Annotated in this window: 27 protein-coding genes and 1 riboswitch; of the genes, 11 read left to right on the forward strand and 16 right to left on the reverse strand. The window is 51.5% G+C overall.

Going from position 1 to position 25874, the window contains the following annotated elements; all coding sequences use genetic code 11:
* Nucleotides 1-28 precede the first annotated feature (28 nt).
* Together HV107_RS19115 and HV107_RS19120 are read left to right on the forward strand one after the other, a co-directional pair.
* Nucleotides 29-2086, forward strand: coding sequence for a beta-galactosidase (locus HV107_RS19115; RefSeq protein WP_182063548.1), 2058 nt, complete (start codon nt 29-31; stop codon nt 2084-2086).
* Nucleotides 2087-2232: 146 nt separating this feature from the next.
* Complete coding sequence (locus HV107_RS19120; protein ID WP_182060384.1) at nt 2233-2475, forward strand: glucose PTS transporter subunit EIIB; 243 nt, start codon at nt 2233-2235, stop codon at nt 2473-2475.
* Between the two features lie 101 nt (nt 2476-2576).
* Here the strand turns inward: HV107_RS19120 and HV107_RS19125 are convergent, their stop codons facing one another.
* Nucleotides 2577-3842, reverse strand: coding sequence for a maltoporin (locus HV107_RS19125; RefSeq protein WP_182060385.1), 1266 nt, complete (start codon nt 3840-3842; stop codon nt 2577-2579).
* Nucleotides 3843-4111: 269 nt separating this feature from the next.
* On the opposite strand from HV107_RS19125, the gene HV107_RS19130 reads away from it, so the two are divergent.
* Entirely contained in the window at nt 4112-5188 is a 1077-nt protein-coding gene (locus tag HV107_RS19130; RefSeq protein WP_182060386.1) for a LacI family DNA-binding transcriptional regulator, read from the forward strand.
* A gap of 35 nt (nt 5189-5223) precedes the next feature.
* Here HV107_RS19130 and HV107_RS19135 read toward each other — a convergent pair whose 3' ends face one another.
* Nucleotides 5224-6225 carry a magnesium transporter gene (locus HV107_RS19135; RefSeq protein ID WP_182060387.1) on the reverse strand — a complete coding sequence of 334 codons (1002 nt, stop codon included), beginning with the start codon at nt 6223-6225 and terminating at the stop codon, nt 5224-5226.
* A gap of 60 nt (nt 6226-6285) precedes the next feature.
* Nucleotides 6286-6455, reverse strand: a riboswitch (M-box (ykoK) riboswitch).
* Between the two features lie 158 nt (nt 6456-6613).
* Here HV107_RS19135 and HV107_RS19140 point away from each other — a divergent pair.
* Complete coding sequence (locus tag HV107_RS19140) at nt 6614-7117, forward strand: DedA family protein (RefSeq protein ID WP_182060388.1); 504 nt, start codon at nt 6614-6616, stop codon at nt 7115-7117.
* Between the two features lies 1 nt (nt 7118).
* Here HV107_RS19140 and HV107_RS19145 read toward each other — a convergent pair whose 3' ends face one another.
* Nucleotides 7119-7868: an SDR family oxidoreductase gene (locus HV107_RS19145; protein ID WP_182060389.1), complete on the reverse strand. Its 750-nt coding sequence runs from the start codon at nt 7866-7868 to the stop codon at nt 7119-7121.
* A gap of 100 nt (nt 7869-7968) precedes the next feature.
* On the opposite strand from HV107_RS19145, the gene HV107_RS19150 reads away from it, so the two are divergent.
* A complete protein-coding gene (locus HV107_RS19150; RefSeq protein ID WP_182060390.1) occupies nt 7969-8328 on the forward strand; it encodes a helix-turn-helix domain-containing protein in 360 nt (119 codons plus the stop codon).
* Nucleotide 8329: 1 nt separating this feature from the next.
* On the opposite strand, the gene HV107_RS19155 is transcribed toward HV107_RS19150, so the two are convergent.
* Together HV107_RS19155 and HV107_RS19160 are read right to left on the reverse strand one after the other, a co-directional pair.
* Entirely contained in the window at nt 8330-9124 is a 795-nt protein-coding gene (locus HV107_RS19155; protein WP_182060391.1) for an SDR family oxidoreductase, read from the reverse strand.
* Between the two features lie 151 nt (nt 9125-9275).
* Nucleotides 9276-9716, reverse strand: a complete 441-nt coding sequence (locus tag HV107_RS19160) for a helix-turn-helix domain-containing protein (RefSeq protein ID WP_182060392.1) — start codon at nt 9714-9716, stop codon at nt 9276-9278.
* 149 nt (nt 9717-9865) lie between these two features.
* Between HV107_RS19160 and agp the strand changes: the two genes are divergently transcribed.
* Entirely contained in the window at nt 9866-11107 is a 1242-nt protein-coding gene (gene agp / locus HV107_RS19165; RefSeq protein WP_182060393.1) for a bifunctional glucose-1-phosphatase/inositol phosphatase, read from the forward strand.
* A 32-nt stretch (nt 11108-11139) separates the two neighbouring features.
* Here agp and HV107_RS19170 read toward each other — a convergent pair whose 3' ends face one another.
* Both HV107_RS19170 and wrbA read right to left on the reverse strand, forming a co-directional pair.
* A complete protein-coding gene (locus HV107_RS19170) occupies nt 11140-11367 on the reverse strand; it encodes a YccJ family protein (protein ID WP_182060394.1) in 228 nt (75 codons plus the stop codon).
* A gap of 18 nt (nt 11368-11385) precedes the next feature.
* The gene (wrbA, locus tag HV107_RS19175; RefSeq protein WP_182060395.1) at nt 11386-11982 is read right to left on the reverse strand and encodes an NAD(P)H:quinone oxidoreductase; all 597 of its coding nucleotides are present in this window, start codon (nt 11980-11982) and stop codon (nt 11386-11388) included.
* A gap of 390 nt (nt 11983-12372) precedes the next feature.
* Here wrbA and HV107_RS19180 point away from each other — a divergent pair, with 390 nt between their 5' ends.
* Nucleotides 12373-12546 carry a general stress protein gene (locus tag HV107_RS19180; protein ID WP_014069705.1) on the forward strand — a complete coding sequence of 58 codons (174 nt, stop codon included), beginning with the start codon at nt 12373-12375 and terminating at the stop codon, nt 12544-12546.
* 116 nt (nt 12547-12662) lie between these two features.
* Nucleotides 12663-13583 (forward strand): DMT family transporter, encoded by a 921-nt coding sequence (locus HV107_RS19185; protein ID WP_182060396.1) that lies wholly within the window; start codon nt 12663-12665, stop codon nt 13581-13583.
* A 110-nt stretch (nt 13584-13693) separates the two neighbouring features.
* Here HV107_RS19185 and rutG read toward each other — a convergent pair whose 3' ends face one another.
* From rutG to HV107_RS19225, 8 genes are all read right to left on the reverse strand, one after another.
* Nucleotides 13694-15022: a pyrimidine utilization transport protein G gene (gene rutG, locus HV107_RS19190; protein ID WP_182060397.1), complete on the reverse strand. Its 1329-nt coding sequence runs from the start codon at nt 15020-15022 to the stop codon at nt 13694-13696.
* A 21-nt stretch (nt 15023-15043) separates the two neighbouring features.
* Nucleotides 15044-15538, reverse strand: coding sequence for an NADH-dependent FMN reductase RutF (rutF, locus tag HV107_RS19195; protein ID WP_182060398.1), 495 nt, complete (start codon nt 15536-15538; stop codon nt 15044-15046).
* A 9-nt stretch (nt 15539-15547) separates the two neighbouring features.
* On the reverse strand, nt 15548-16138 hold the full coding sequence (locus tag HV107_RS19200) for a malonic semialdehyde reductase (protein WP_182060399.1): 591 nt from the start codon (nt 16136-16138) through the stop codon (nt 15548-15550).
* Between the two features lie 9 nt (nt 16139-16147).
* Nucleotides 16148-16948: a pyrimidine utilization protein D gene (gene rutD, locus HV107_RS19205; RefSeq protein ID WP_182060400.1), complete on the reverse strand. Its 801-nt coding sequence runs from the start codon at nt 16946-16948 to the stop codon at nt 16148-16150.
* A gap of 7 nt (nt 16949-16955) precedes the next feature.
* Entirely contained in the window at nt 16956-17342 is a 387-nt protein-coding gene (gene rutC / locus HV107_RS19210; protein ID WP_182060401.1) for a pyrimidine utilization protein C, read from the reverse strand.
* 11 nt (nt 17343-17353) lie between these two features.
* Nucleotides 17354-18046 carry a pyrimidine utilization protein B gene (gene rutB, locus HV107_RS19215; RefSeq protein WP_182060402.1) on the reverse strand — a complete coding sequence of 231 codons (693 nt, stop codon included), beginning with the start codon at nt 18044-18046 and terminating at the stop codon, nt 17354-17356.
* On the reverse strand, nt 18046-19137 hold the full coding sequence (gene rutA, locus HV107_RS19220) for a pyrimidine utilization protein A (protein ID WP_182060403.1): 1092 nt from the start codon (nt 19135-19137) through the stop codon (nt 18046-18048). Before rutA ends, rutB begins: the two co-directional genes overlap by 1 nt.
* A 285-nt stretch (nt 19138-19422) precedes the next feature.
* Entirely contained in the window at nt 19423-19887 is a 465-nt protein-coding gene (locus tag HV107_RS19225; protein WP_182060404.1) for a SymE family type I addiction module toxin, read from the reverse strand.
* Nucleotides 19888-20587: 700 nt separating this feature from the next.
* Between HV107_RS19225 and HV107_RS19230 the strand changes: the two genes are divergently transcribed.
* Both HV107_RS19230 and HV107_RS19235 read left to right on the forward strand, forming a co-directional pair.
* Complete coding sequence (locus tag HV107_RS19230; RefSeq protein ID WP_182060405.1) at nt 20588-22285, forward strand: AAA family ATPase; 1698 nt, start codon at nt 20588-20590, stop codon at nt 22283-22285.
* 50 nt (nt 22286-22335) lie between these two features.
* Nucleotides 22336-23469 carry a hypothetical protein gene (locus tag HV107_RS19235; protein WP_182060406.1) on the forward strand — a complete coding sequence of 378 codons (1134 nt, stop codon included), beginning with the start codon at nt 22336-22338 and terminating at the stop codon, nt 23467-23469.
* Between the two features lie 236 nt (nt 23470-23705).
* Here HV107_RS19235 and HV107_RS19240 read toward each other — a convergent pair whose 3' ends face one another.
* Nucleotides 23706-24638, reverse strand: coding sequence for a hypothetical protein (locus HV107_RS19240; protein ID WP_182060407.1), 933 nt, complete (start codon nt 24636-24638; stop codon nt 23706-23708).
* A gap of 390 nt (nt 24639-25028) precedes the next feature.
* Here HV107_RS19240 and rutR point away from each other — a divergent pair, with 390 nt between their 5' ends.
* Nucleotides 25029-25667 (forward strand): HTH-type transcriptional regulator RutR, encoded by a 639-nt coding sequence (gene rutR, locus HV107_RS19245; protein WP_182060408.1) that lies wholly within the window; start codon nt 25029-25031, stop codon nt 25665-25667.
* Nucleotides 25668-25874 lie beyond the last annotated feature (207 nt).

A 25874-nucleotide genomic window follows, 5' to 3' on the forward strand; every position in this document is an offset into this window, starting at 1 on the left:
TTTAATCTTCATTCAGGATGTATTTATGATGAATAAATTTGCGCCTTTAAGTTCAAAGGTCGCTGCGTTATTGCATGGTGCCGACTATAACCCGGAGCAATGGGAGAATTACCCCGGTATTATTGAAAAAGATATCGCCATGATGAAGCAGGCGAAATGCAATGTTATGTCGGTCGGGATATTTAGCTGGGCGAAACTTGAACCACGTGAGGGGGAATATGATTTCGCCTGGCTGGACACTATTATTGAAAAGCTTTATGCGGCAGGTATTCATATTTTCCTGGCGACGCCAACCGGCGCACGCCCGGCATGGATGTCGCAAAAATACCCCGAAGTGCTGCGCGTGGGGCGTAACCGCGTGCCCGCACTGCATGGCGGGCGTCATAACCACTGTATGACGTCTCCGGTGTATCGCGAGAAGACGCTGAAAATCAACAGCCTGCTGGCGGAACGCTATTCGCAACACCCGGCGGTGCTGGGCTGGCATATTTCGAATGAGTATGGCGGGGAATGCCACTGTAACCTGTGTCAGGAACGTTTCCGCGACTGGCTGAAGGCGCGCTATAAAACCCTGGATGCGCTGAACCATGCGTGGTGGAGCACCTTCTGGAGTCATACCTACACCGACTGGTCGCAGATTGAGTCGCCTGCACCGCAGGGAGAAGTGTCGATCCACGGCCTGAACCTCGACTGGCGACGCTTTAATACTGCGCAGGTGACCGATTTCTGCCGCCATGAAGTGGTGCCGTTGAAAGCCGCGAATGCGGAACTGCCGGTGACCACCAACTTCATGGAGTATTTCTACGATTACGACTACTGGCAGCTTGCCGGGGCGATCGACTTTATCTCCTGGGACAGCTACCCGATGTGGCACAGGGAAAAAGACGAAACACAGCTTGCCTGCTACACCGCCATGTATCACGACATGATGCGCAGCCTGAAGGGCGGCAAACCCTTTGTGCTGATGGAGTCCACACCGAGCACCACCAACTGGCAGCCGACCAGCAAGCTGAAAAAACCGGGGATGCATATTCTCTCCTCGATGCAGGCGGTGGCTCACGGTGCGGACGCGGTGCAGTACTTCCAGTGGCGCAAGAGCCGCGGGTCGGTGGAGAAATTCCACGGGGCGATTATCGACCACGTGGGTCATCTTGATACCCGCGTCGGGCGGGAAGTGACGCGCCTTGGCGAAATGCTTGAACGTTTGCCGGATGTCGTGGGCTGTCGTACTGAAGCCCGGGTGGCGATTATCTTCGACCAGCAAAACCGCTGGGCGCTGGACGATGCCGAAGGGCCGCGCAACAAGGGAATGGAATACGAGAAAACCGTAAACGAGCACTATCGTCCGTTCTGGGAGCAGGGCATCGCGGTGGACATCATTGACGCTGATTGCGATCTCAGCCCGTACGCGCTGGTCATCGCGCCAATGCTCTACATGGTACGTGAAGGCTTTGCCGAACGTGCAGAGGCGTTTGTCGCTGCGGGCGGGCATCTGGTGACGACCTACTGGAGCGGAGTGGTGGATGAAACGGATCTTTGTCATCTGGGTGGATTCCCGGGGCCGCTGCGTAAGCTTGTGGGAGTCTGGGCTGAGGAGATTGACTGCCTGGATGACGGTGAACGTAACCTGGTTCAGGGGCTGGCGGGCAATGCGTCAGGGTTGCAGGGGCCGTATCAGGTTCGTCATCTGTGCGAGCTGATCCACGCTGAGTCCGCACAGGTGCTGGCGACCTACCGTGACGACTTTTACGCTGGCCGGCCTGCCGTCACGGTGAACCGCGTTGGTAAAGGTAAAGCATGGCACGTGGCGTCGCGCAACGATCTGCCGTTCCAGCGTGATTTCTTCGCCGCCATTATCAACGAGCTGGCGCTGCCGCGGGCCATCGAGGGCGATTTCCCGCCGGGTGTGGTCGCAACAGCGCGCACGGACGGCGAAACCACCTGGGTGTTTGTGCAGAACTTTACCGCCCAGCAACAGCTCGTCACGCTGCCGCAGGGGTATACCGACTGCATGACAGATGCCGCTGCGGTAGGCGATACCGTGCTGCTGGCGTGGGACTGCCGGGTGCTGAAGCGTAAAGCGTAGAGCGGTTTTATTGCCGGGTGGCGCTGCGCTTACCCGGCCTACCAAACCCGTAGGCCCGTGCAAGCGAAGCGCCGCCGGGCAAAAAAGGCACAAAACGCCTGCTCCCCGAGCAGGCATTTTTTTATCCGTAAAAAGAGAGGCGTATTATGGACAGTCAAATTACTCAGCGTTTAATTCCAGCGTTTGGCGGTGACGATAATATCGAGCACATTGAAGCCTGTATTACCCGCCTGCGCGTCACGGTAAAAGATTTAAACAAGGTTAATTCAAAGGCGTTACAGGAGGAGGGGGCGCTTGGCGTAATTATTATCGGTCAGCAGGTTCATGCGATATTTGGCAGGCAGTCTGATACCTTGCGTCAGTTATTAGAAAAGCATTTTAATCATTAAATATAAAAAAGGGATAGCCAAAATAATGGCTATCCCGAAACAGGAGAATAGACTGCCAGTTGTTGGAGATACAATAACGATTAACGCATTTTAAAAATTAATTACCACCAGGCTTCGACCTGCACGCCAAAGTTCCAGGTATTATTTGCGGTACCATCTTCGAAGGATTGCCCTTTTTCAGAATCATTCAGGTAAGAAGCAAACACGCGCAGCTCAGGACGCGACATAAAGTCGGGACCATCGGCCAGGCCCAGGGCAATGGTGTACTTCTCGCCGCTCTGCTTGTATTTCGAACCGTCGGTATAGGTATCTTCCTGGTAGAAGCCACCCACCTCGCCAATCAGGCGGACATATTCCGTAAACTGATACTGGGCGCGACCCACCAGCGAGACGAGGCGTGACTTGTCGGTGTACTGGGTGGTGTCATCTGCCGAGCCCCAGGTCAACACGTGGTTGAAGGAGAACTTGTCGGTGATCGGAATCAAGCCGGTATTGATCACGCGGTAGCCAGTCGCATCGTTCACGTAGTTCCACATGTCATACCAGCCGCCACCCTGTGACACCATGTTCTGCGCCAGACCTTTGTTAGCGTACTGCAGCACCAGCTTGTTATAGCCGCCAAACATATCCTGGCTGATCTCGCCGGTGACCATCACGCCATTATCGGCTTCATACAGCCCGCCATAATCCTTCTGCTTGTTGGTGGGATTTGGCATGGCGTAATCAATACCCACTTCTGTCCATGCCCCTGCCCACGGTTTCCAGCCTGCGTAGCGAAGGTCGATATAGTTGATATTCACGTCGTTGTCGCCATCTACGCGGTAGTCTACATCGTTGGCATCGCCACGGATCCACGCCACGGAGACAGCGCCCGGGCCGAGGGTATAGTTCTCAATACCCGCACCGGAGCCGGAGATATTCCAGTATTTGGTGTCGATAATGTGCAGGTCATGGCGCTGGTAGTAACGCTTACCGCCCCAAATTACCGCATTCGGATCGCCCGGGATCAGCCCTTTTATCTGGAGATTTAACTGGCGCAGCCCAAACTGCGCATCGTCACCAAACGTGGTTTCGTTATCGTTTGAACCGTCAGAGACCATGCTCACCATGCTGTCGAGGTAGAAGCTGACGTCGTTCTTTTTGTACACCTCAGAACCCAGCTCCAGCTCGCCGTAGGTATCGGCTTCGTTACCCAGACGGCCAATTTTATTTTTTTGCCACTCCTCCATCCCACCATCCCGTGAGACGCCCACACCAGAGCGAAGATATCCATGAAAATCAATCGGTACAGAAGACGCTGCAAACAGCGAAGGAGACGCTAACGCGGCAGCCAACGCAACGGATACAGATCGGATCGTCGTGTTCATTGTTACCCTCTTATTGTTTTGTAATACGTTCACAAATCCGCAGTCATAAAATGCCTAAACCTGTTATCTGGCAATTACACGATCGTGAATGTGTGATTAAGTGCAAATAAAATAGACAATTTTGTTACGAATGATGAGATGAACCATGAAATGTGGCATTGTGAGCGTCATACTTTTTGATGGTGTTAGGTGCGTGAAAAGAGAGCGGTGTGCGTTTTTTTACATCACCCCTGTTACAATCAGCGCATAACAACATAAGGAACCGGACCATGAAGTCGAAAAGCGCGACGTTAGAGGATGTGGCACGCCATGCGGGCGTCTCCTATCAGACCGTGTCCAGGGTACTGAATAAATCTGCCAACGTATCCGAAGCCACGCGTCACAAGGTGGAGAAATCCATAGAGTTATTGCGGTATGTTCCAAACCGACTGGCTCAGCAGCTGGTAGGCAAGCAGAGCCAGACGGTCGGGCTGGTGACTATTTCGCTGGCCTTACACGCCCCCTCACAGGTGGCGGCTGCGGTAAAACGCTACGCCAATGTGGAAGGATACCAGGTGCTGATCTCAATGATTGATGAGAACGTCAACCATAGTATTCAGGATTCCATCAACGAGCTGAAGTCTCAACTGGTCAGCAAAGTGATCATCAACGTCCCGCTGGAGGCCGAGCAGGCGCAGAAAATCGCGACAGACAATGACGATATTGTCTGTCTGTTTCTCGATGTGGACCCGTACAGTTCCGTGTTTAACGTTTCGTTTAACCCGGCAGATGGCACGCGCGCCAGCGTCAAATATCTCTATGAACTGGGCCATCGGGAGATTGCCCTGCTGGCCGGGCCGGAGTCCTCCGTGTCGGCACAGCTGAGGCTGAAAAGCTGGATCGAAACGCTGAAGGGCTATGGGCTGGAGCCGGCATCGGTCATTCGCGGTAACTGGGATGCGCAAAGCGGCTATTCCGGTGCCCTGCAAATGCTGCGCGAAACGGCACAATTTTCCGCCGTGCTGGTCGCCAACGACCAGATGGCGCTTGGCGTATTGAGCGCTTTCCATCAGCAGCAAATCTCCATTCCGGCGGAGAAGTCGGTGATTGGTTACGATGACACCTACGAAAGCTCGTTCTTCTACCCGGCGTTAACCACGGTATCGCTCGATCTGGATTTGCAGGGCAAAGAGGCCGTGCGGCGTATTCTGGACAGCGGCGACGACAATGCGCTGCGCATGTCGTCAATTCTGCCTGCCCGGCTGGTGGTGCGCCAGTCCACCGGGCAGAAAGGGGAGAAGGGGAAAAACCTGCAAGCGCTGGCTCAGCAGCTGCGCGAGATAGCGCATCAGCTTGGGGATATGTAACGGCGTGGGCACCTCAGCCAGAGGTGCCCGTTGCATTACTCCAGCCCCAGCGTGTACTGGGCAATCTTGAAGTAGATAATCAGCCCGGTACCGTCGATAAGCGTGGCGATAAACGGGGCCGACACCACGGCAGGATCGATACCGCAGCGCTTAAGCACCATCGGGATCACGGACGAGACAATCGCACTCCACAGCGTAATGCAGACCAGCGTCAGGCTGACAATAAGGGTGATTTCCATACCGATGCCCATCATCCAGGCGCGAACGCAGCCCGCCAGCCCCAGGGTGACAGCAATCATTAACGAGGTGGTCATCTCTTTTCGCAGCACCCGCCCGACGTCGCGTAAATGCACTTCGCCCAGCGCCATCGCACGCACCAGCGTGGAGGTGATCTGCGTGCCGCTGTTGCCGCCGGTACCAATCAGCAGAGGAATAAAGAACGCCAGGGCAATGGCGGATTCCAGCGCTTCTTCAAAATGCTGAATTACGGAGCTGGTGTAAGCTTCGGCAATAAACAACAACAGCAGCCAGACGGCGCGCTTTTTCCACAGGCTGAATGGACTGGTTTCCAGATAGGGTTTTTCCAGCGGCAGCGTGGCACCCTGACGCTGAGCATCTTCGGTTACGTCATCTTCCAGCAGATGCGCGATTTCACGCTCGGTGAGGCACCCGACCAGTTTGCCGTGCGTGACCACCGGTATCACATCCGCTCCGCCATGAGCCAGCAGCCCGGTAACATCTGAGCGTTCATCTTCCGGTTTCAGCTGAATAAATTCCGCTATCATCAGCGCCCGGACCGGCTGCACCGTATCGACAGCCTGCAATAATTTGCGTACGGCAACCATGCCCGCCAGACGTCCCTGGTCTTCGATAAAAATATGCGACGGAATATCATCGTCTTTTAATTTTTCGAAAAACTGTACACGTGCCAGCGCCACGCATAACGAAATATCGAGAACGATAAAATCGGTATTCATATATTGCGCGACTGCGCTTTCAGTGAATGCTGGAGTATTGTTGTGGATGGAGTAAGACATAGTAAATTCCCTTTGAAGAATAAAATCTCTCAGGGGCGAGCAAGACAGGGCATGTCGAAGAAGAGATCCCCACGTCCTGGGTTCAGCACTGTACACCGTATCCCGTAAGGGAAGTTATACTGACAAAGCCTTGATTCGACAGTGCCTGTTTTACCCTGTGCCGGTTCTCTCGAACCCACCAGAGCGATAACGTGTATTTGTACAGGAGCCTCGCCATAACGAGATCGTTGTAAACGAGAGGGATAATACGCTTATTCTGTCGCGCTGCTGGAGAATCTAAATAATGTTTATGAAATGTTTAGAAGCATATCTTATCAACAGTGTTGAGGCATTATTTAAGGTCAGTCCCTTTAAATAGAAAAAATAATAATCAGACGGGGGATGAAGTATGGAGTGGTTAAACAATTTACTCAGCCACTTTGCCGTTCATCCCGTGCATCTGTTTGCCCTGCTTTTTGTGATGGCGCTGAGCAAATCAACGGTGCTTGTCTCGTCGGTACTGCCACCCGCATCGGTGATGCTGATTGCGGGCATTAGCGTCAGCCAGTCGGCGCTGCATCCGGGCCTGACATGGCTTGCGGTGGTGATGGGGGCGACGCTTGGCTCAGTGGTGAATTACCATATTGGTCAGCTGATGGGGCAGTCGCGGCTGGTCACGCGTTTTACGACCAAACATGCGGATAAATTTTTACGCGTGCAACACCAGCTGCAAAAAAATAGCGTGGTTGTACTGTTCACCGCCCGCTTCCTGGCGGTATTGCGCTACATCGTGCCGCTGGCGGCGGGGACGCTGCGGGTAAGCGCCGTGAAGGTTTACGTCGTCAGCCTGCTTTCTGCCGCCGTGTGGGCTGCGCTGTATGTCGGTGCCGTGACCGGCATCAGCGCCTTCTGAATTACAGACTTCCCGTGCCGCCATCCACCAGCAGTTCCGTGCCTACGGTATAGCTCGATTCATCCGATGCCAGATACAGCGCGGCTTTTGCCAGCTCCGTCGGCGTGCCCATGCGCCCCAGCGGCACCAGATTTGCGATATCGCCCTGCAAGGCTTTTTGCGCCGCTTCGCTTAACCCCAGTTTATGCAACGCCGGAGTTTCTACCGGGCCAGGGCTAAGGCCGTTAACACGAACCCCACGGGATAAAAGCTCTGCTGACAGGGTTCGCGCCAGAGAGAGCAAACCGGCTTTGCTTGCCGCATACACGCTGTTGGTGGGCAGGCCGATACGGGCGCTGACCGAGCCGCACAAAATCACCGATGAGGGGTTATTCAGCAGCGGCAGCAACGCCTGAATCAAAAAGAACGGGCCTTTAAGGTTGATGCGCATCAGCCGGTCCCAGGCTTCTTCCTGCCACTCTTCCAGCAGGCCGTGGGTGACATCTCCGGCGTTGATAAACACCGCGTCCAGCTGTGGCCAGCGGGATGCGAGCGTCTCCGCCAGCGCTTTTTGTGCCGTGATATCACCGGCATCGGCAGGAATAACCCATGCGCTATCCCCGAGAATGCGTTGGGCTTCGGCCAGGGTTTCCGGGTTGCGCCCGGTGACGGCCACCTGCGCCCCTTCGGCAATAAATTCCTGTGCGGTAGCCAGCCCAATGCCGCTGGTTCCGCCTGTAATCAAGGTGTATTTACCTGCTAAACGTCCCATGAATGCCTCCTGAATTCGCTCTGGAGAAAGCACTATAGAAACGTTAGTATCGAAAGGAAACCAGGTACCATTTGGATACTAAAGAGGCAAGAGGTGTGCTATGGCGGAAATACTCACTGAACCCTGCGAAAAAAAATCTGCGGTCCACGCCTGCCCGATGACGCGGTTTGTGAATCTGATTGCGGGCAAATGGGCAATCCCGATCCTGTACCGGCTGATTGTGCTTAACACCCCGGTGCGCTTTGGTGATCTGCTGCGTGCCGTTGCGCCCATTACGCAAAAAGAGCTGACTAAACAGCTGCGTTTGTTCGAACAGCGCGGGCTGGTGTCACGCACCGTCTACCCGGAAATCCCGCCGCGCGTGGAGTATCAGATAACCGAACTGGGGCTGACGCTTCAGAATGCGCTTTCCCCGCTGGCCGCCTGGATGAACGAGTATGGCGACCAGCTGGAGCGCTAAATCAGTGGCTTAAATAGCGCGGGGCCGGTTCACCAGTACGCGCACTGGCAAACAGCTCCAGACGCGCGGCCTCGAAACGTTCCCATAACCGGGTATCGTGCATGGGCGGGATGGTGATCAGCTCGCCCTGATCCAGCCCGGCAAGTGCGGCATCCACCAGGTTGTCGGTGGTCATGACCGAGCCTTCAGGCAGGTCGGTAATGGAGACGCCGGACAGATCCCAAATCTCCGTTGCCGTGGCGGCAGGCAATACCGCCTGAATGCGCACGCCACTCTCTGCAAACTCTTCCTGCAACCCGCGGGTGAAATTGAACACCCAGGCTTTGGTGGCGCTGTAAAGTGCGCTACCGGCGCGGGCGTGAAGGGAAAGCACAGAGGCAATGTTGATCACCGTACCGCTGTTGTTCTGCGCCAGACGCGGAAGAATGGCGTAGGTTAAGCGCATCAGCGCGGTGGTATTCAGGGTGTTAATGGCCTGATGCTGGTCAACGTCGCCGGATAAAAAGGGGGCCATCTGCGCCGTTCCGGCATTGTTCACCAGCGTATCAATACGGGTGTCGTTTCTCAGCGTCTCTTCAACAGCGCGAATGCCGTTTTCATCGCTCAGATCGGCGGTCAGGATCTGCACATCGACCCCGTAGCGTCCAGAAAGGTCTGCCGCCAGCGCCTGAAGGCGGGCTTCACGACGGGCAACCAGTACCAGGTTGTAGCCGCGTGCGGCAAGACGATCGGCATAAACGGCACCGATCCCCGAAGAAGCTCCCGTGATTAAAGCGGTTGAATGTTGCGTGGTCATGGCGTGTTACCTCAAAGCAAAGTGGTTAATTGGTTTCATGTTGAAACTGAATTCACTGTGAGATATTTGGTTTTATAATGCAACCATTTTGCGCGGTATTTTTTATTCCTGCCGTCAGAAACGGGGCTAATCTGACTTTAATGAACTGAAATTACGGGAGTTTAAGCGCAATATCTTCGGGCGCTAATTCACGGCCATCGTTGGCAACCAGCGCCAGTTTACGCAGCGGCTGTTGGTTTTTGACATCGACCAACACGCTGCCCGGCTGGTTCTGGCTAAACAGGAATTCATTCCCCCATTGCGACAGCGCAACCAGCACCGTTTGCAGGGCGCGACCTTTGTCGGTGAGCACATATTCCTGCCAGGCGCTGCCGTCAGAGGCGGGCTGGAGTGTCAGAATGCCTTCCTCGACCAGCAGTTTAAGGCGCGTGGTCAGCATGTTTTTGGCGATGCCGAGGCTTTTCTGGAACTCGCCGAAGCGTTTCACGCCGCGCAGCGCATCACGAACAATCAGTAACGACCACCAGTCGCCGATGATGTCCAGCGAACGGGCGACAGGGCAGGTGCTCTCTTCAAGGCGGGTACGTTTCACAGCGGATCCTCCGGGTAGTATGGTTTTATTATAAAACTAATCTGCGGCGCGGTTAAGAGCGTTATTTATCAGTTTGAGAAATGCTTCCCGGAAAAATGTCATAAATCTGTCACACTTAAGCGACATTAAAACCGAGTGAGGAATTAGGGATGAGAAAAGCACTACTCGCTGTTGCAGTGGCAGGTTCCATATCAATGACGTTCGGCGCTCAGGCGCAGGACGCGCCGGAAGGATACCAGTTAGAGCAAGTTTTAATCATGAGCCGCCATAATCTGCGCGCGCCGCTGGCCAATAACGGCAGCGTGCTGGAACAATCCACGCCGAATAAGTGGCCGGAATGGGAAGTGCCCGGCGGACAGCTCACCACCAAAGGTGGCGTTCTTGAAGTGTATATGGGGCACTATATGCGCGAATGGCTGGCCGGGCAGGGGCTGGTCACTACCGGGGAATGCCCGCCTGCAAACACTGTTTATGCCTACGCCAATAGCCTGCAACGCACCGTGGCGACCGCGCAATTCTTTATCACCGGGGCTTTCCCGGGGTGTGACGTGCCGGTGCATCACCAGCCAGAAATGGGAACGATGGACCCTACCTTTAACCCGGTCATCACCAACAACTCACCGGAATTCCGCGATAAAGCGCTGAGCGCAATGGCGTCAGAGCGGCAGAAAATGCGGCTTGATGAAAGCTACAAACTGCTGGAACAGATGACGAACTACGCCGAATCCCCGTCCTGCAAAGAGAAAAAAGTCTGCTCGCTGACCGAGGCCAAAGACACCTTCAGTGCCGATTACGAAAAAGAGCCGGGCGTATCCGGGCCGCTGAAGGTGGGGAACTCCTTAGTGGATGCGTTCACCTTGCAGTATTACGAAGGTTTCCCCGCCGATCAGGTGGCGTGGGGCGAGATCAAAACCGATCAGCAGTGGCGGGTGCTGTCGAAGCTGAAAAATGGCTATCAGGATTCGTTATTCACCTCGGGTGAAGTGGCGCGCAATGTGGCGAAACCGCTGGTGAAATACATCGATAACGCCCTGGTGACTGAGCAGGGGAAAGCCGCAAAGATAACGCTGCTGGTGGGACACGATTCCAACATCGCCTCGCTGCTGACAGCGCTCGACTTCAAACCTTATCAGCTGCACGACCAGTACGAACGCACCCCGATTGGCGGCAAAATTGTCTTCCAGCGCTGGCATGACAAGAACGCGAACCGGGAGCTGATGAAAATCGAGTATGTCTATCAAAGCACTACGCAGTTGCGTAACGCTGAGGTCCTGTCGCTGAAATCACCCGCGCAGCGTGTCACGCTGGCGCTTTCAGGGTGTCCGGTGGATGAGAACGGTTTCTGCCCGGTAGAGAAGTTTAATACGGTGTTGAACAACGCGGCGAAATAAGAATAACCCCCCGCGATGGCGGGGGGAAACGTTCAGACGTTTTTACGTTCGATGGTTTGCTCACCCCAGAAGAGTGAGTCTTTGTCCGTTTTATCGAAGGCACGCATCAGTACCTCATCACTGCCTTCTTCCCAAATCTGCTCGGCCAGCTTTTCGTCATATTTCGCAACTTCAAAAATGGCTTCGGCGATTTCTGGCGAGGTATTACGTAAACTTGCCCATTCGCCCACGTGGTGAGCTTTGGATTCTTGAGTTGGCATGATTGTCCTCCTGTTGGGTTAGCCGTTCAGTTTTTTGGCAAGACCCGCGACATGTTCACCCTGGTAACGGGCGATGGTCAGCTCTTCATTCGTTGGCTGGCGTGATCCATCGCCACCGGCAATGGTGGTTGCGCCATAGGGTGTACCACCACGAACCTGAGACACATCAAACAACTCCTGAGCGCCATAACCGATTGGCACAATCACCATTCCGTGATGCGCAAGAGTGGTCCAGGTTGAGGTAATGGTCTGTTCCTGGCCGCCGCCTGTACCTGTAGAGCTGAATACGCTGGCGAGCTTGCCGTATAACGCACCAGATGCCCAAAGTCCCCCGGTCTGGTCGAGGAAGGTTCGCATCTGCCCTGACATATTGCCGAAACGGGTTGGGGTGCCAAAGATGATGGCATCGTAGTCAGCCAGTTCTTGCGGGGTGGCCTGCGGGGCATTTTGTGTTTTTCCCCCGGCTTTGGCGAAGGCCTCGGCGTGCATGGTTTCCGGTACGCGTTTCACCACAACCTCTACGCCATCCACTCGGTTTGCACCTTCTGCAACTGCGTGAGCCATGGTTTCAATATGTCCATACATGGAATAATAGAGCACCAGAACTTTAGCCATTTTGCATCACTCCTCGTTTGTTTTTTCTGGCAGCGGATCGCTGCGTTCATTTAAAGATAAGTCGTGCTGGCCAGACTGCAACTCTGAGCACCATTTCTTTGATTTATAACAAGTTATTTAACGTCTGGTGCTGTAGCAAAATGAAACACATTTACGAAAACAAAATTCCGGAATGATAAGAAAGGCTTATTGATAACCGCGCCGCCCGTCCTGGCGAATGCGGAGGATCATGTTGCAGAATATTACCGTTTAGGCTCGCGACAGAGGCTTTCCACTAAGCTTAGTGTCACGCGACGTAAAAAGTGGCACGGCCATTCGTCGTCAGGTGAAAGAATCCTCTTTTACTGAATGCAGTATGATGTTGAATGTTTCACACCCTGGAGGTTAGAGATGGCAAACCATCGTGGTGGTTCAGGTAATTTCGCTGAAGACCGTGAAAGAGCATCAGAAGCAGGTCGTAAAGGTGGCCAACACAGTGGGGGTAACTTTAAAAATGACCCTCAGCGTGCATCTGAAGCAGGTAAAAAAGGGGGTAAAAACAGCCACGGCAGCAGCAATAAGTAATACGCCGGGTTGATCCTCTGCCGCCGGGGCTCCCGGCGGTTTTTTTATTTCTTCAACATTGAACTGTAACCAAAGGCAACGCACACTACAGGATTGACCTTTATTGCTGGTGCACCATGTCGTCTTCTCGTTTCAAATTCTCCGTAAAACCGCAGGAAGCCATCCTCATTCTGATCACCATGTTCTGGGGCGGGACGTTTCTTGCCGTTCAGTATGCGGTCACCCTGAGCGATCCTTTCTTCTTTGTCGGCCTGCGTTTTGCCACCGCGGCGATTGCCGTGGCGCTGATTTCACTGAAAACCTTACGGGGGTTGACGCTTAAAGAGCTGAAGGCCGGTGTGGCGATAGGTATTGCCATTGCGATGGGCTACAGCCTGCAAACCTGGGGCTTGCAGTCTATCTCCAGCAGTAAGTCGGCGTTTATCACCGCGATGTACGTGCCGCTGGTGCCGCTGCTGCAATGGCTGTGTCTGGGCAGAATGCCGGGGCTGATGTCCTGTATTGGCATTGTGCTGGCGTTTATCGGCCTGATCCTGCTGGCTGGGCCCGGCGATAACCTGCTGGCGTTGGGGCCGGGCGAGATGATTACCCTGGTGGGCGCGGTGGCGATTGCTGCGGAAATTATTCTGATCAGCGCCTGGGCCGGGAAGGTGGACGTGAAGCGGGTGACTGTTGTGCAACTGGCGACCGCATCGCTGGTGGCGTTTGTCGCCATGGTACCGGCGGGGGAATCTGTGCCGCCGATGTCCACCGGGCTTGTGGTGGTTGCTCTGGGGCTTGGGATCTTCAGCGCCATTATTCAGGTGACGATGAACTGGGCGCAGCGCAGCGTTTCCCCGACGCGGGCAACGGTTATCTACACCGGTGAGCCGGTCTGGGCGGGCGTGTTCGGGCGCATTGCCGGGGAGCGTTTACCGCTGCTGGCGCTGGTGGGTGCGGCCTTTATTGTTGCCGGGGTACTGGTGAGTGAGTTAAAGCTAAAAAAACGACGTAAGGCAATAGCCGGGTTGGGCGCTGAACAAGGGGCAGATAGCTAACAACGCTCATGCTGCCCGTTTTGCCCGGCGGCGCTTCGCTTGCGCGGGCCTACATGCCCATTGTAGGCCGGGTAAGCGTAGCGTCACCCGGCAATAAAGCGGCACTTATTTCAGGTTGAGGGGGTGATGGCTTCCGCTTGCGCTTCATCCACTTTCCCGCGGCTTAGCAGGGCGTTTAACAAAATAGCGCCAAACGTCGCCGTACCAATCCCGCCAATGGTAAACCCGCCCAGCGTCAGGGCAAAATCACCCGCGCCGAGCACCAGCGTTACCGCCACCATAATCAGGTTGCTGTTCAGGCTAAGATCGACCCGGTGTTGTACCCAGATACGCGCCCCGGCTACGGCTATCAACCCAAACACCACAATGGATGCCCCGCCAATCACCGGTGCCGGAATGGTGTGGATCAGCGCGCCAAATTTCGGTGAAAAACCTAACAGCATGGCAATCACGGCCGCCGCGACAAAAACCAGCGTAGAGTAGACTTTGGTTACCGCCATCACGCCGATGTTTTCGGCATAGGTTGTGACACCGCTGCCGCCAACAGAGCCAGAGAGCATGGTCGCCAGCCCGTCACCGACAAACGCACGCCCCATGTACGGGTCCATATTGCGCCCGGTCATCCCGGCAACCGCTTTCAGGTGGCCTAAGTTTTCAGCCACCAGGATCACCGCCACGGGGGCGATCAGCATCATTGCCTGTCCACTGAACACCGGAGAGGTAACCTGCGGCAGGCCGAACCAGGCGGCGTTGTGGATCAGGGTAAAATCAACCGGTTTGCCAAAGCCGAACACGTTCGCCAGCAGGGCATAAACCAGACACGCCACAATCAGCCCGACCAGGATCAGCAGACGCTGGATCATGCCGCGCGTGAACACCGCCACCAGGCCGATGCACAGCACGGTGATCACCGCCATCCAGCTTTCAAACGGTGAACCAGAGACGCTTTTGACCGCAATCGGAGCGAGGTTCAGGCCGATGGCCATCACCACCGCGCCCGTCACTACCGGCGGCATCATTCGCTCAATCCAGCGCGTGCCGGTTTTCATCACCACCAGGCCAATCAGGGTATAAACCAGCCCACAGGCAATAATGCCGCCGAGGGCCACGCTCAGGTTCGGGTTGATCCCCTGGCCGTTAAACCCGGTGGTGGCAATCACCACGCCCACAAAAGCGGCGCTGGAGCCAAGATAGCTGGGCACGCGCCCGCCAGTGACAAAAAAGAACAGCAGGGTACCAATACCCGACATCAGAATGGACAGGTTGGGATCAAGCCCCATTAGCATGGGCATCAGCACCGTGGCGCCAAACATGGCCACCGCGTGCTGCACGCCCATCACCAGGGTTTGTGCTACAGGGAGTCTCTCATCCGGCGCGACCACGCCGCGTTCTGAAGAGGTCGATTTCAACTGCCAGTGGGGAAATCCGAACATTGCCATGAGCTGTCTCCTTAAGGAGGATTAACAGGCGGGTCGCAGGAGCGCGTGATAGCCGCGGTCAAACCACACCAACCCCTGCGGCGCGGGGTGGCGAACTATCGAAACAATGTCGCAAAACAGGATGTCGTGCGTACCCACGCTGACCACCTGGCTGATGCGACAGTCAAACGAGGCCAGCGCATCTTCAAGACGCGGGCAGCCTGTTTCACCGGTCTGCCAGCGGGCGGCGGCGAAGCGCTCTTCCATCGGCGTTTTGCCGCCGAACAGGTTAGAGAGCGGCTCTTGCCCGGCGCTGAGCGTGTTGACGCACAGGGTGCGATTCTCGCTAAACGTCGGCCAGACGGATGCCCCGCGATTCAGGCACACCAGCAGCGTGGGCGGTGAGTCGGTGACGCTGCACACGGCGCTGGCAGTGAACCCGGCCATGCCGGCAGGGCCATCGGTGGTGATGATATTGACCGCCGCACCCACGCAGGCCATCGCATCGCGAAAGGTTTGTTTATCCGGTGTGTTCATCCTCACTCCTTATGCCAGACCACAGGCATCTTCAAAGGCCAGACGCGGCAGGCGCCCGTACAGTTTGCTGCTGTCGCCATAGCCGATGTTGATCAGCAGATTGCTTTTCAGGGCGGTGCCGGTGAAAAAGGCATCGTCCACTTTTTGCCGGTCGAAGCCGGACATCGGCCCGGTATCCAGCCCCAGCGCACGACAGGCAAAAATCAGGTACGCCGCCTGCATGGCGCTATTGCGAAAGGCCGTCTCTTCGGCAAGGGCCGGGCTTGAGGTAAACCAGCTCCGGGCATCGCCGTGCGGGAACAGGGTGGGCAGGCGCTCGTAAAATTCTCCGTCCCAGGCCACGATGGCGGTGACCGGTGCGGTAAGGGTTTTCTCCAGATTGCCGCTGGAGAGCGCCGGGCGAAGCTTCTCTTTTCCTTCGGCGCTTCTGACAAACACAATCCGGGCTGGTGAACAGTTGGCGGAGGTGGGACCCCATTTCATCAGGTCGTACACTTCCCGCAGCAGCGCATCGCTGACCGGAAGATCCTGCCAGCCGTTATGGGTGCGCGCCCCGGTGAATAACGTATCCAGCGCAGTGGGGGTAATGGCTTCGCTCATTGTGGCTCCTTACAAAGCGGGTTCAGGGCTGTGCAACAGGCTGGCAAGCCCGTTCAGCAACAGGGTGTTAAAGGTGTCGGGTTCGGTCACGTTGCAGGCGTGCCCGCCCTGGCGCATCACCACCTTCTGGCTGCCGGGAAGTGCCGCCTGCAATTCTGATGAACAGACCGAGGGAACCAGCAGGTCGTCCGCAGAACAGATGATGTGCACCGGGCAGCGAATGCGCGCCGCGTGGCGGCTAAAGTTGGCCTGTTTCAGCGCGGTTAAGCGGCGCAGCAGGTTGTGTTTGCCCTGAAAATGGGCCAGCGCCAGAGACTCTTCGGCTTCCATGCGCGGCGCGCGGGCGGCCATCCAGTCTGCCGGATAGAGAAACAGCGGCTGCGCTTCCACCCACGCCTGCGCGCCCCCGGCGTGGAGCAGACGTTCGCGGATCTGAAAACAGCGACGGGTATGGGCATTCAGCGACAGCCAGCCGTTGACGCACACCAGGGCGGTGACGGCATCGGGGTTATCCAGCGCCAGTTGCAGGCCAATCAGCGCCCCCAGCGCGTGGCCCACCACGCAATAGCGTGAGATCCCCGCGCTGGCCAGCGCCTGTGCAAGCTCCTGCGCCATCTCGGCCATGCAATACCCTTCGGGCAGGGTGTCCGGGTTATTGCCCGTGCCCCGCTGGTCGTAGCACACCACCTGGTACTCCTGTTCCAGCCGCGCAAGCTGCGGCAGCCAGTAGCTACCGCCGCCGCCCAGCCCGGCTATCAGTACCACGGCGGGCGCGCCGTCATACGGGGGCGCTGATACAGAGAGTTTCATGGCAGCCTCACTTCGCAATGTGCGCGACAGTGGCGATTTCAACCAGCGCGTCGGGTTTCACCAGCCCGCACTGGATGCAGAACCGCGCCGGTTTATCACCCGGGAAGAACTCGGCGTAGATTTCGTTAATCGCGGCGTAGTTTTTCCAGTCGGTGATAAAGATGCTGTTGAAGGTCACGTCCTCCATCGTGCCACCTGCGGTTTCGATCACGCGTTTGATCGTTTCCAGCACGTGACGCGTTTGCGCCTTTGGGTCGTTGATAAACACCACGTTGTTGTCTTTATCAAACGGCAGCGTACCGGAGACATACACCACGCCATCGGCAAGCGTGCCGGGCACGAACGGGGCGATAGGGGTGCTGGTGCCCGGTGGAATAATCACGGATTTTGGCATTGTGGCGCTCCTCAGGCGATACGGGCTAATGACGGCGGATTAAGGGCATCGCAGAAATCGGCGACGTTACTCACCCAGCCAAAAAAGGTTTCGATATTGAACAGGGCCGCTTTCTGGGCGAATTCCGGCCCGGCCTGGTGGGTGGCGTCTTCCAGCACCACGCCGAAATATTCGAGGAAAAAGCCATCGCGCAACGTGGACTCCACGCAGACGTTAGTGGCAATACCGGTAAAGACCAGATGGCGGATGCCCCGGCTGCGCAGCAGGCTGTCGAGCGGGGTGTTGAAAAAGCCGCTGTAGCGCGGTTTAGGCAGCACGATATCGCCTGTCGCAGGAACCAGTTCATCGACCAGCTGATAATCCCAGCCGCCTTTCGCCAGCAGCTTGCCCTGTAATTCGGGCTGCTTGCGCATGGTTTTCAGGGCGTTGGATTTGTGGAAATTAGGTGAGCCGGGGCCGCCGGCTTCCACGTACTGATCGTCCCAGCCGTTCTGGAACCAGATAATCAACATGCCCGCCGCGCGTGCGGCAGCCACGGCGGTTTTAATGTTCTCAATCACCGGCTTTGTGGCGGAAACATCAAACCCGGCCAGATCCAGATAACCGCCCTGGCTTGCGTAAGCGTTTTGCATATCCACCACAATCAGCGCACTGCGCTGGGCGTCAAAGGTGATGGCTTCCGGGCGAGCGTCAAGCGTGGTCATTACGCAACCTCCTTCGTAATAGCGGGAATGTGGGCGCGGCACTGCATCAGCGGCTGAATACGTTCGCCGAAGGTTTCAACGCCCATCAGGAAATCGTCAAAGGTGAGCAGGACGCCTTCAGCGCCAGGCACCGCGGCCACTTCATCCAGCATTCTGGCGACATTTGCATACGAGCCAACCAGCGTGCCCATGTTGATGTTCACGGCGGAGGTCGGGTCAGCCATCTGGCGGACGTTGGTATCTGAGCCGGAGCGGGTATCTTTCTGGCTCTGTTCGGTGAGCCAGCTCAGCGCTTCTTCGTCGGCCCCGGCTTTATACAGTTCCCATTTGGCGCGTGCGGCGTCGTCGGTTTCATCGGCTATCACCATAAACAGCACGTAGGAGCCGACATCGCGCCCGGTTTTGTCGGCGGCTTCTTTCATGCGTGCCGCCGTGGGGGCAAAGGCCGCCGGGGTGTTAACCCCTTTGCCAAAGCAGAAGTTGAAATCAGCGTATTTCGCGGAGAACTCCATGCCCGCATCGCTTTGCCCGGCGCAGATCACTTTCATTGGCACGGACGGCTGCGGGCTGACGCGACAGTCGTTCATGGTGAAGTAGTCGCCTTTAAAATCGCTTTTACCGGTGCCCCACAGGTCGCGCAGCACCTGCACGTACTCGGTGAGGTACTCATAGCGGCGCGAGAAATATTCGTCGCCCGGCCAGATGCCCATCTGGTCGTATTCCGGTTTTTGCCAGCCGGTGACCAGGTTGACGCCAAAGCGACCACCGGAGATGGAATCGATGGTGGAGGCCATTCGCGCCACAATCGCCGGGGGCAGGGTGAGGGTGGCTGCGGTGGCGTAAATCTGGATGCGGGACGTGACTGCCGCCAGCCCGGCCATCAGGGTGAAGGACTCCAGGTTGTGATCCCAGAATTCCGTCTTACCGCCAAAACCACGCAGCTTGATCATCGAGAGCGCAAAATCGAAATGGTAGTGCTCCGCTTTTTGCACGATAGCCTTATTCAGCTCGAAGGTCGGCTTGTACTGCGGGGCGGTGGTCGAGATTAGCCAGCCGTTGTTACCGATAGGGACAAATACGCCAATTTTCATCACGAACCTCTCTTCATCTCTGTGTGGGGTGAAAGTCAGACGTGGCGCTGCATCCTGCATATCCTGTTCAGCCTCGTGAAAAGGGTTTAGCAAAGGGGATGCCAGTTTTTAAAATGGCTTTGTTATTAAGGTGTTAACGCTAGGTTGGCGAATTGAGTGCAAATAAAGTGGACTAAATGGTCAAAAGAAATGCACACAAAGCAGGCAACGGTGCGCGATGGCGGTGCAGGGGCGGGGAAGGAATGCAGCACGATCCCGGTGCGGGCCGGGATCGCAGGTTAGCGTTTATTGTGGCTTCACAGCCCCGTTCATGTGTTTCGGCTCCGGCAGATCGCCCGTATCATTCAGCGCCCCCGGGAACGTCGACAGCCACGCTTTCACCTTCTGTTTATTGGTATGCACTGCGCTTAACCCTTCTAAACATCCCCACAGCTCGCGGCTATTCTGCGGGGTGATCACAATACAATCCGGCATCACGCGGATTTTAACCGCGCGGCCATACGCAAACCCGGCGCGGGACAACCAGTCACCAGACAGCGGCAGATAGTTATGCTCCATGCGCGTATACAGCTCACCACATGATGCACCCACTTCATCCCGCGCATGAACACGCCCGGAATGGGTTGGCTCCCCGTGCAAGTCCCGCGGGTTCTTTTTGCGTACCTGCTCGCGAATTTCTTCACCATTTTCAAATACTGCATTTTCCGTTTGGGCAACAGCCCGCTCTGGCATAAAATTCTTTGCAGCCATATTCAACTCCCTAATAGTTGTTTGTGGTTAGCGGTATATAGATGTTCCACCATCTTTATACCGCGATCTTGTTTATTTACTTTTCTGTGTATTACTCACTGTTTGTGTTGGGTGACTTCACTGCGCTCATTATACTCTTATGGATAAAAACACAGGGGTAAAAATGTCGGGGAAATAGTGAAAATGCGAGGCGGCTCGAGGAAAGGTGGGGGGAGTAGGGGGATCCCTTGAAGGACAAGATGCCGTGAATTACTGAGAATTCTGTAAATGTAATGCTATTATTACTCTGGTTATTTATAAAGTTGGATGCCGGGGGAATAATCATCATTATTAATAAGCTAAAGGAATTCTAAGTGAACAGTAACGGTGTATTACGTTATATTAATATTACTTACACTATAGACTTCGTTGTTGCGCCAAATGAAAACATCGATAAGCTGTTCAAAACAGAGATGTATAATGGTAGTATAATATATAAAGTCGGGAAATGACTTTTTTTCATATTTTAGATCTCGTATGATTTAACGGTAAAGCATTGCTTAGAGGTGCAAGTATAAATCAGTGTCAAAATGGTCATAACTGTTGTTAAGGGATTTCAAATTATGTATAAATAATCAGCAATCATCAAAAAAGATGAATAGTCTAAGGCAAATTGATAAACATATACTGTACGGTTAAATCATGAAGAAGGAGTAACATTATGAAATTAGCTTACATATGGATAAGTGAGCATAAAGTACTTAAAAACATACAGTTAAGCATTGATTCATCTTGCTATTGTGATTTTAAAGATGGTAATCTCACAATTCGGAAAAATGAATCGGCAAAAAGCTATTATAATAATGTGTCAATAAGTGCGATCATCGGAAAAAATGGTACGGGTAAATCAACGGTTCTTGAATTTTTAGAAGATTCAGTTTCGGGTGGTAACTCTTCAGGGATTATTGTATGGTATGATGATTCGGGGAGTGTATTTGTATGCCCAGTAAATTTCTATATCAAAAGCACAGATGTCTTAACAACTGAAAATTTCAGTGTAATTGATGACTATCAGGATTTTTTGAGTGCAAATTATATCTCACTGATAAAGTCAAGTAATTTGACAGATGCGAACAGATTAGAAGTCATAAAAAAAAATAAATCAAAGTTAATTTATGACTTATCATTATCTGATTATCAGAAGCAAAGTTTAAGTTTTATTCGTGAAAGATTTTCACGTCTGATGTCTTATTTAAGACATTATTCAGTATCAAATGATTTACAGAAATCAACAATTAAGTATACGTTTAAATTCTCACCGTCATCAACAGCTTTCCTTAGATCAGTTTTAGATAAATTCATAGATAAAAATATTGGTTTCTTTGAAGAAAAAGATATGGAACTTCTGCACGCTCAATTTATGGAATATCATAATAACAATATTAGTATAGAGTCTCAGTTAATAAAATTTAATATCTCATTAATTTGTCAAGAGGCGTCAAGGAAAATAAAAAAAGAAAGATCTATTCAAGATTTTTTATATTTAATATTAATGATTAGCTATTGTCGAGATAATTATCACTTTAGCTCATCGTTCATCTCTGAATTATTGAATAAATATAGCCAAAGTATAAAAGAACAAAATGATTATGTTCTTGCACAAAAATATATATATGAGGAATATGATATTCAGAAGATAATTAGCTATATAGGAGATGAGATTGGATATATAATAAATTTTTCTCATGAAATCGACCGTCTAATTAATGGTGAGAAGGTGTTACTCACCTGGAATGAAAAGGTTGAAGGGTTTTATCTGGAGACCAGCGATGTCAATACTATATTTAACTTATCAGAGTTAATAGGTCATCTTTCAACCAATATAGCCAAAAATATACCTTATGGCTGGGAGGGATTTAGTACGGGGGAATTCGCCAAGTTAAATCTTTTCTCTGAATTATATTATTTTATCAATAATCCGAAAAGAAATACAAAAGAAAGTTATTTCATTTTTATGGATGAAGTTGATCTGTATTTACACCCTGATTGGCAACGTAATTTCTTAAGTGATCTGCTTCAATTCATATCAAAAGAATTTCCAATTAACCGGACACAGATATTAATGACATCTCATTCTCCTATCATTATAGGAGATTTTTTGCCGGAGAATATTATTACCTTAATTAAAAACGATAATGGAATCGTTAGTATTGGTGAGTCTCATGGTTTTGGAACACAAATAACAGATTTATATATTAATGGATTACATATAGAATCAACTTTTGGGGTGCACTCGAAAATGTATATCGAAGGAATATTACGCCGAAGAGACAACGGGAACTTAACAGAGTATGATCACTGGTTAATATCTAAGATTAAAAGCGAAAATATCAGAAAAATGCTCGGTGGTATGCAATGATATCGACATCTGCTATTTTTGATAATAAGTTTATTGGCATGTATAAGTCAATGATCATTGTACGTGAAGTAATTCCATCACTGGCACAACTACGTCGAAAAGTCAGTTCAAAATATGTAAGTGCTTTTGATCTCTGTTTTTCAGAAAAAAGAGTAATCAGTATAATTTTGTCTCCAGCTGATAAACTAGAAGAGCATATACAATTTATAGAAGATAATTTTTCGATATTGATCGAACGTTTTAATTCTAGCAGATATCTAAAAAATATACCGTTTGATGATAATGTCGATAATTTAATTGCCGTGCAAGATGGAAGGAAAATTAATGAAATAAAAAGAACATTGATAGTGGATTTAACTATTAATCAAAAGAACGATTATTTTTTAAAGAAAAACTTATTATCACAATTGCAAAAAGCTAAAACAACTAGGCAAACACTTAATGTATTGAAGGAAATAAGTAATATAATTAAAGGAAAATCAAAAAAACAGAAGAAATACTATACGGAAAACTATCCAGAGTGGTTAAACGAACTTCCAGATTCATTTAATTATAAATCTGTCAGTAATGTTTATGGTTTTGATATTGTCAGTAAGTTTGATTTGCGATTTTGCCCCTATTGTAATGATGAGCCTATTCCTACGATCTTTGGAGCTAAAAGAAATTATAGAACGGCTATAGATCATTTCTATCCAAAAGCAAGATACCCATTTCTCGCAGTATCATTATCCAATTTTATACCAGCAGGGACTCGATGCAACTCAGGTTTTAAGTCTGAGACTGATATGGTTGGATATTTCAATCCTAGCATCCATAAACTTAAGGATGAAGCTTTATTTGCTTTTATTTTTAGCCATGATAATAAAATTCAATATAATGCTTTGGCAGTTTCTTTAAATAGAAATGATGACTTTCTTAATAAAAATATTTCCTTATTTGAATTGGAAGGTGTTTATAATAATGATGAATGTAAGCTAGAGATTGAAAAAATACATGAAAGGATTTTACATCATCGCGCATTAGGTGATGAAAACATAGAGAGGATACTAGCTAGTGAACAATTAATTAGGCGGGAATTTAATGTGGATTTATCTATTCCAGCAAAGCGTGTACGCTGGCAAAAATATCTTGTAGATTTTTTAAATCAAATTTGCAACAAAAACTATACAATTAAAGTAATGTAATATCTTGATGAGTCAACACGAAGAGATCATCAGACGATATGTGAGACATCAGGAGATAACGGAACAAACATACGAACAGCAGATGGAATTGCCAGAGTGTAAACTGGAAAGTAAAAAAAACCTCACAAGTGGTTATTCTAGAGACCACCTTCTAAGAAGGTGGTCTTCTACTGTAAGGAAAATTCACAGTTAATGTAAAGAAAATAAGCAGTATCGTCAGAAAGGCATACTGAAATTCAACGGACTGGCGCTTGTAACTCTGTTTCGAAAATGGCATCAATGCTCTTAATTTCTTTATAGCATCTCAACGCTGCCCAACAGTGCATACCCGACACAAATAAAGATAGTGTTAAAAAAACAACTATAACTAAGTTGGAGCCATCATAATAGTCAAGCCCAATGTGGTTATCACCATCCATGAATCTGTTTTTGATTACTGGATAATATCCAATCAATGTTGCTGAAACGATTGAAATAAATGGCAACCACATGGAAAGTGCACGAATTTGCTTGGCGAATCTGTTTCCGCCGATCTCTGAGTAAGTTAGGAAAACAGTATTTAGCTGTGCAACTTTGATAACATTGATATCACTATGAAGGCGAAGCAATGAAAGAGCGGCATGAATACCACGAAGATTTAACCAGATGCCAATAACAATAAACATAGACAAAATCGCCATTATTATGACAAAGTCATTTGCCGGAATGTTCATGTTTAAAAGTGGTATCGTTCGCGTTGGTAACATTTCATTTTCAAGGGTGTGTTCATTAGATTGAATTTCATATTCCAGACTGGAGTATCTTTTAATAATATCCATTAACGAGCTTGATAACAATAGAGCACGTACTTTTCTTGATAGCACAAGGCAGTCAGGAGATGTGTTAATTACGTTGACTTTTCTCTTTTCACGATCTGACTCATTAATATCTGGGTATTTCACAAGTTCCAAAAATATTGTTCCTTGGCATTGCCTGTAATTTACTATTTGATGCACGAATCTATTATACATTATTCCTTTTAATTGTTGATCTTGAAGGCTAAAGTTTGCTAAGTAGATATGTACCATTATTAATGCCGATATAAGTACGGCACTATTAACAAGCCAACGCATTCGTGTGGTTGCTGCTTTAAAAAAAATCAACTCCTCAGATACTATATCTATAGCCATAATATACATCCGTCAAGTTATCGAGTTGTTTTATGTTTGCCTGCAAAACTTATGCACATAATATATAATTTATAGTGAAAAACAAAAATACATGTAAAACATTAGTTGTATTTTAGAAAAATAGAATAGTAATTTATGATGAGCGAATAATCTCGGAACTTTCAGTTCATTAGTTAACCCATAGTTACATTTGAAATGTTCGTTTCTGGCACGAAGCGAACTGTTGAAAGGACCGTGGAGCCCGTTATAACGAGTGCTAGTAACATTCGCTCCCGATCAGTCCCACAAAGCTCTTTCCCTTCTTTGCATCAGCACAACCCCCGCCCCCCAAAATGTCGAGACAACCCCCCGCATTTGCTATGCTATGGCAAACCAATAAGGAGAGCGCAGATGACACAAGGTGCAGTGAAAACACCAGGTAAACGTTCGCAGGCGGTGAGTGCGAAAAAGCAGGCCATTCTGGGCGCGGCGCTGGATACGTTTTCGCAGTTTGGCATCCACGGCACGCGGCTGGAGCAGGTGGCAGAGCGGGCAGGGGTGTCAAAAACCAATCTGCTGTACTACTACCCGTCAAAAGAGGTGCTCTACGTTGCGGTGCTGCAACAGATCCTCGATATCTGGCTGGCGCCGCTCAAGGCGTTTCGTGAAGAGTTCACCCCGCCGGTGGCGATTAAAGAGTACATCCGCCTCAAGCTTGAGGTATCCCGCGACTACCCGCAGGCATCACGCCTGTTCTGCCTTGAGATGTTGCAGGGCGCGCCGTTGCTGAAAACCGAGCTGACAGGGGATTTAAAACAGCTGGTGGACGATAAATCGGCGATCATTGCCGGGTGGGTGGCCAGCGGCAAGCTGGCACCGGTAGAGCCACATCATCTGATCTTTATGATTTGGGCCTCCACTCAGCACTATGCTGACTTTTCGGCCCAGGTCGAAGCGGTGACCGGCAAAACACTTCAGGATGAAACCTTCTTCCAGAACACGCTGGAAAACGTGCAGCGGATGATTATCGAAGGGATCCGCGTACGCTAGTTCCCCTCACCCTAACCCTCTCCCACAGGGCTGAGGGTTCCCCAGTAATTTTTGTCTTTATTCAGCGATGACATTACGCCATTGAAATAAAAGGCTTACAGCGGTGTCATGGTCCGGCTGAAAATCGCCGAAGCGTTTACGGAAGGCCGGGGCGACGCGCATGGATGCACGGCGAGGGCGGCTTTACAGGGACGTTTCATCCGCCCG

It is taken from the genome of Enterobacter sp. RHBSTW-00175 (assembly GCF_013927005.1).
Lineage (GTDB): Bacteria > Pseudomonadota > Gammaproteobacteria > Enterobacterales > Enterobacteriaceae > Enterobacter.

Excerpts from the sequence above, each read along its gene's own strand:
- HV107_RS19200 (WP_182060399.1), bottom strand. The coding sequence starts at position 16,138 with ATGAGCGAAGCCATTACCCCCACTGCGCTGGATACGTTATTCACCGGG.
- HV107_RS19225 (WP_182060404.1), bottom strand. The coding sequence starts at position 19,887 with ATGGCTGCAAAGAATTTTATGCCAGAGCGGGCTGTTGCCCAAACGGAA.
- HV107_RS19230 (WP_182060405.1), top strand. The coding sequence starts at position 20,588 with ATGAAATTAGCTTACATATGGATAAGTGAGCATAAAGTACTTAAAAAC.
- HV107_RS19170 (WP_182060394.1), bottom strand. The coding sequence starts at position 11,367 with ATGCCAACTCAAGAATCCAAAGCTCACCACGTGGGCGAATGGGCAAGT.
- rutB (WP_182060402.1), bottom strand. The coding sequence starts at position 18,046 with ATGACCACGCTTGACGCTCGCCCGGAAGCCATCACCTTTGACGCCCAG.
- agp (WP_182060393.1), top strand. The coding sequence starts at position 9,866 with ATGAGAAAAGCACTACTCGCTGTTGCAGTGGCAGGTTCCATATCAATG.
- rutG (WP_182060397.1), bottom strand. The coding sequence starts at position 15,022 with ATGGCAATGTTCGGATTTCCCCACTGGCAGTTGAAATCGACCTCTTCA.
- HV107_RS19135 (WP_182060387.1), bottom strand. The coding sequence starts at position 6,225 with ATGTCTTACTCCATCCACAACAATACTCCAGCATTCACTGAAAGCGCA.
- HV107_RS19115 (WP_182063548.1), top strand. The coding sequence starts at position 29 with ATGAATAAATTTGCGCCTTTAAGTTCAAAGGTCGCTGCGTTATTGCAT.
- rutF (WP_182060398.1), bottom strand. The coding sequence starts at position 15,538 with ATGAACACACCGGATAAACAAACCTTTCGCGATGCGATGGCCTGCGTG.
- HV107_RS19235 (WP_182060406.1), top strand. The coding sequence starts at position 22,336 with ATGATCATTGTACGTGAAGTAATTCCATCACTGGCACAACTACGTCGA.
- HV107_RS19130 (WP_182060386.1), top strand. The coding sequence starts at position 4,112 with ATGAAGTCGAAAAGCGCGACGTTAGAGGATGTGGCACGCCATGCGGGC.
- HV107_RS19155 (WP_182060391.1), bottom strand. The coding sequence starts at position 9,124 with ATGACCACGCAACATTCAACCGCTTTAATCACGGGAGCTTCTTCGGGG.
- HV107_RS19125 (WP_182060385.1), bottom strand. The coding sequence starts at position 3,842 with ATGAACACGACGATCCGATCTGTATCCGTTGCGTTGGCTGCCGCGTTA.
- HV107_RS19185 (WP_182060396.1), top strand. The coding sequence starts at position 12,663 with ATGTCGTCTTCTCGTTTCAAATTCTCCGTAAAACCGCAGGAAGCCATC.
- HV107_RS19120 (WP_182060384.1), top strand. The coding sequence starts at position 2,233 with ATGGACAGTCAAATTACTCAGCGTTTAATTCCAGCGTTTGGCGGTGAC.
- HV107_RS19240 (WP_182060407.1), bottom strand. The coding sequence starts at position 24,638 with ATGGCTATAGATATAGTATCTGAGGAGTTGATTTTTTTTAAAGCAGCA.
- rutC (WP_182060401.1), bottom strand. The coding sequence starts at position 17,342 with ATGCCAAAATCCGTGATTATTCCACCGGGCACCAGCACCCCTATCGCC.
- wrbA (WP_182060395.1), bottom strand. The coding sequence starts at position 11,982 with ATGGCTAAAGTTCTGGTGCTCTATTATTCCATGTATGGACATATTGAA.
- rutR (WP_182060408.1), top strand. The coding sequence starts at position 25,029 with ATGACACAAGGTGCAGTGAAAACACCAGGTAAACGTTCGCAGGCGGTG.
- HV107_RS19145 (WP_182060389.1), bottom strand. The coding sequence starts at position 7,868 with ATGGGACGTTTAGCAGGTAAATACACCTTGATTACAGGCGGAACCAGC.
- rutA (WP_182060403.1), bottom strand. The coding sequence starts at position 19,137 with ATGAAAATTGGCGTATTTGTCCCTATCGGTAACAACGGCTGGCTAATC.
- rutD (WP_182060400.1), bottom strand. The coding sequence starts at position 16,948 with ATGAAACTCTCTGTATCAGCGCCCCCGTATGACGGCGCGCCCGCCGTG.
- HV107_RS19180 (WP_014069705.1), top strand. The coding sequence starts at position 12,373 with ATGGCAAACCATCGTGGTGGTTCAGGTAATTTCGCTGAAGACCGTGAA.
- HV107_RS19140 (WP_182060388.1), top strand. The coding sequence starts at position 6,614 with ATGGAGTGGTTAAACAATTTACTCAGCCACTTTGCCGTTCATCCCGTG.
- HV107_RS19150 (WP_182060390.1), top strand. The coding sequence starts at position 7,969 with ATGGCGGAAATACTCACTGAACCCTGCGAAAAAAAATCTGCGGTCCAC.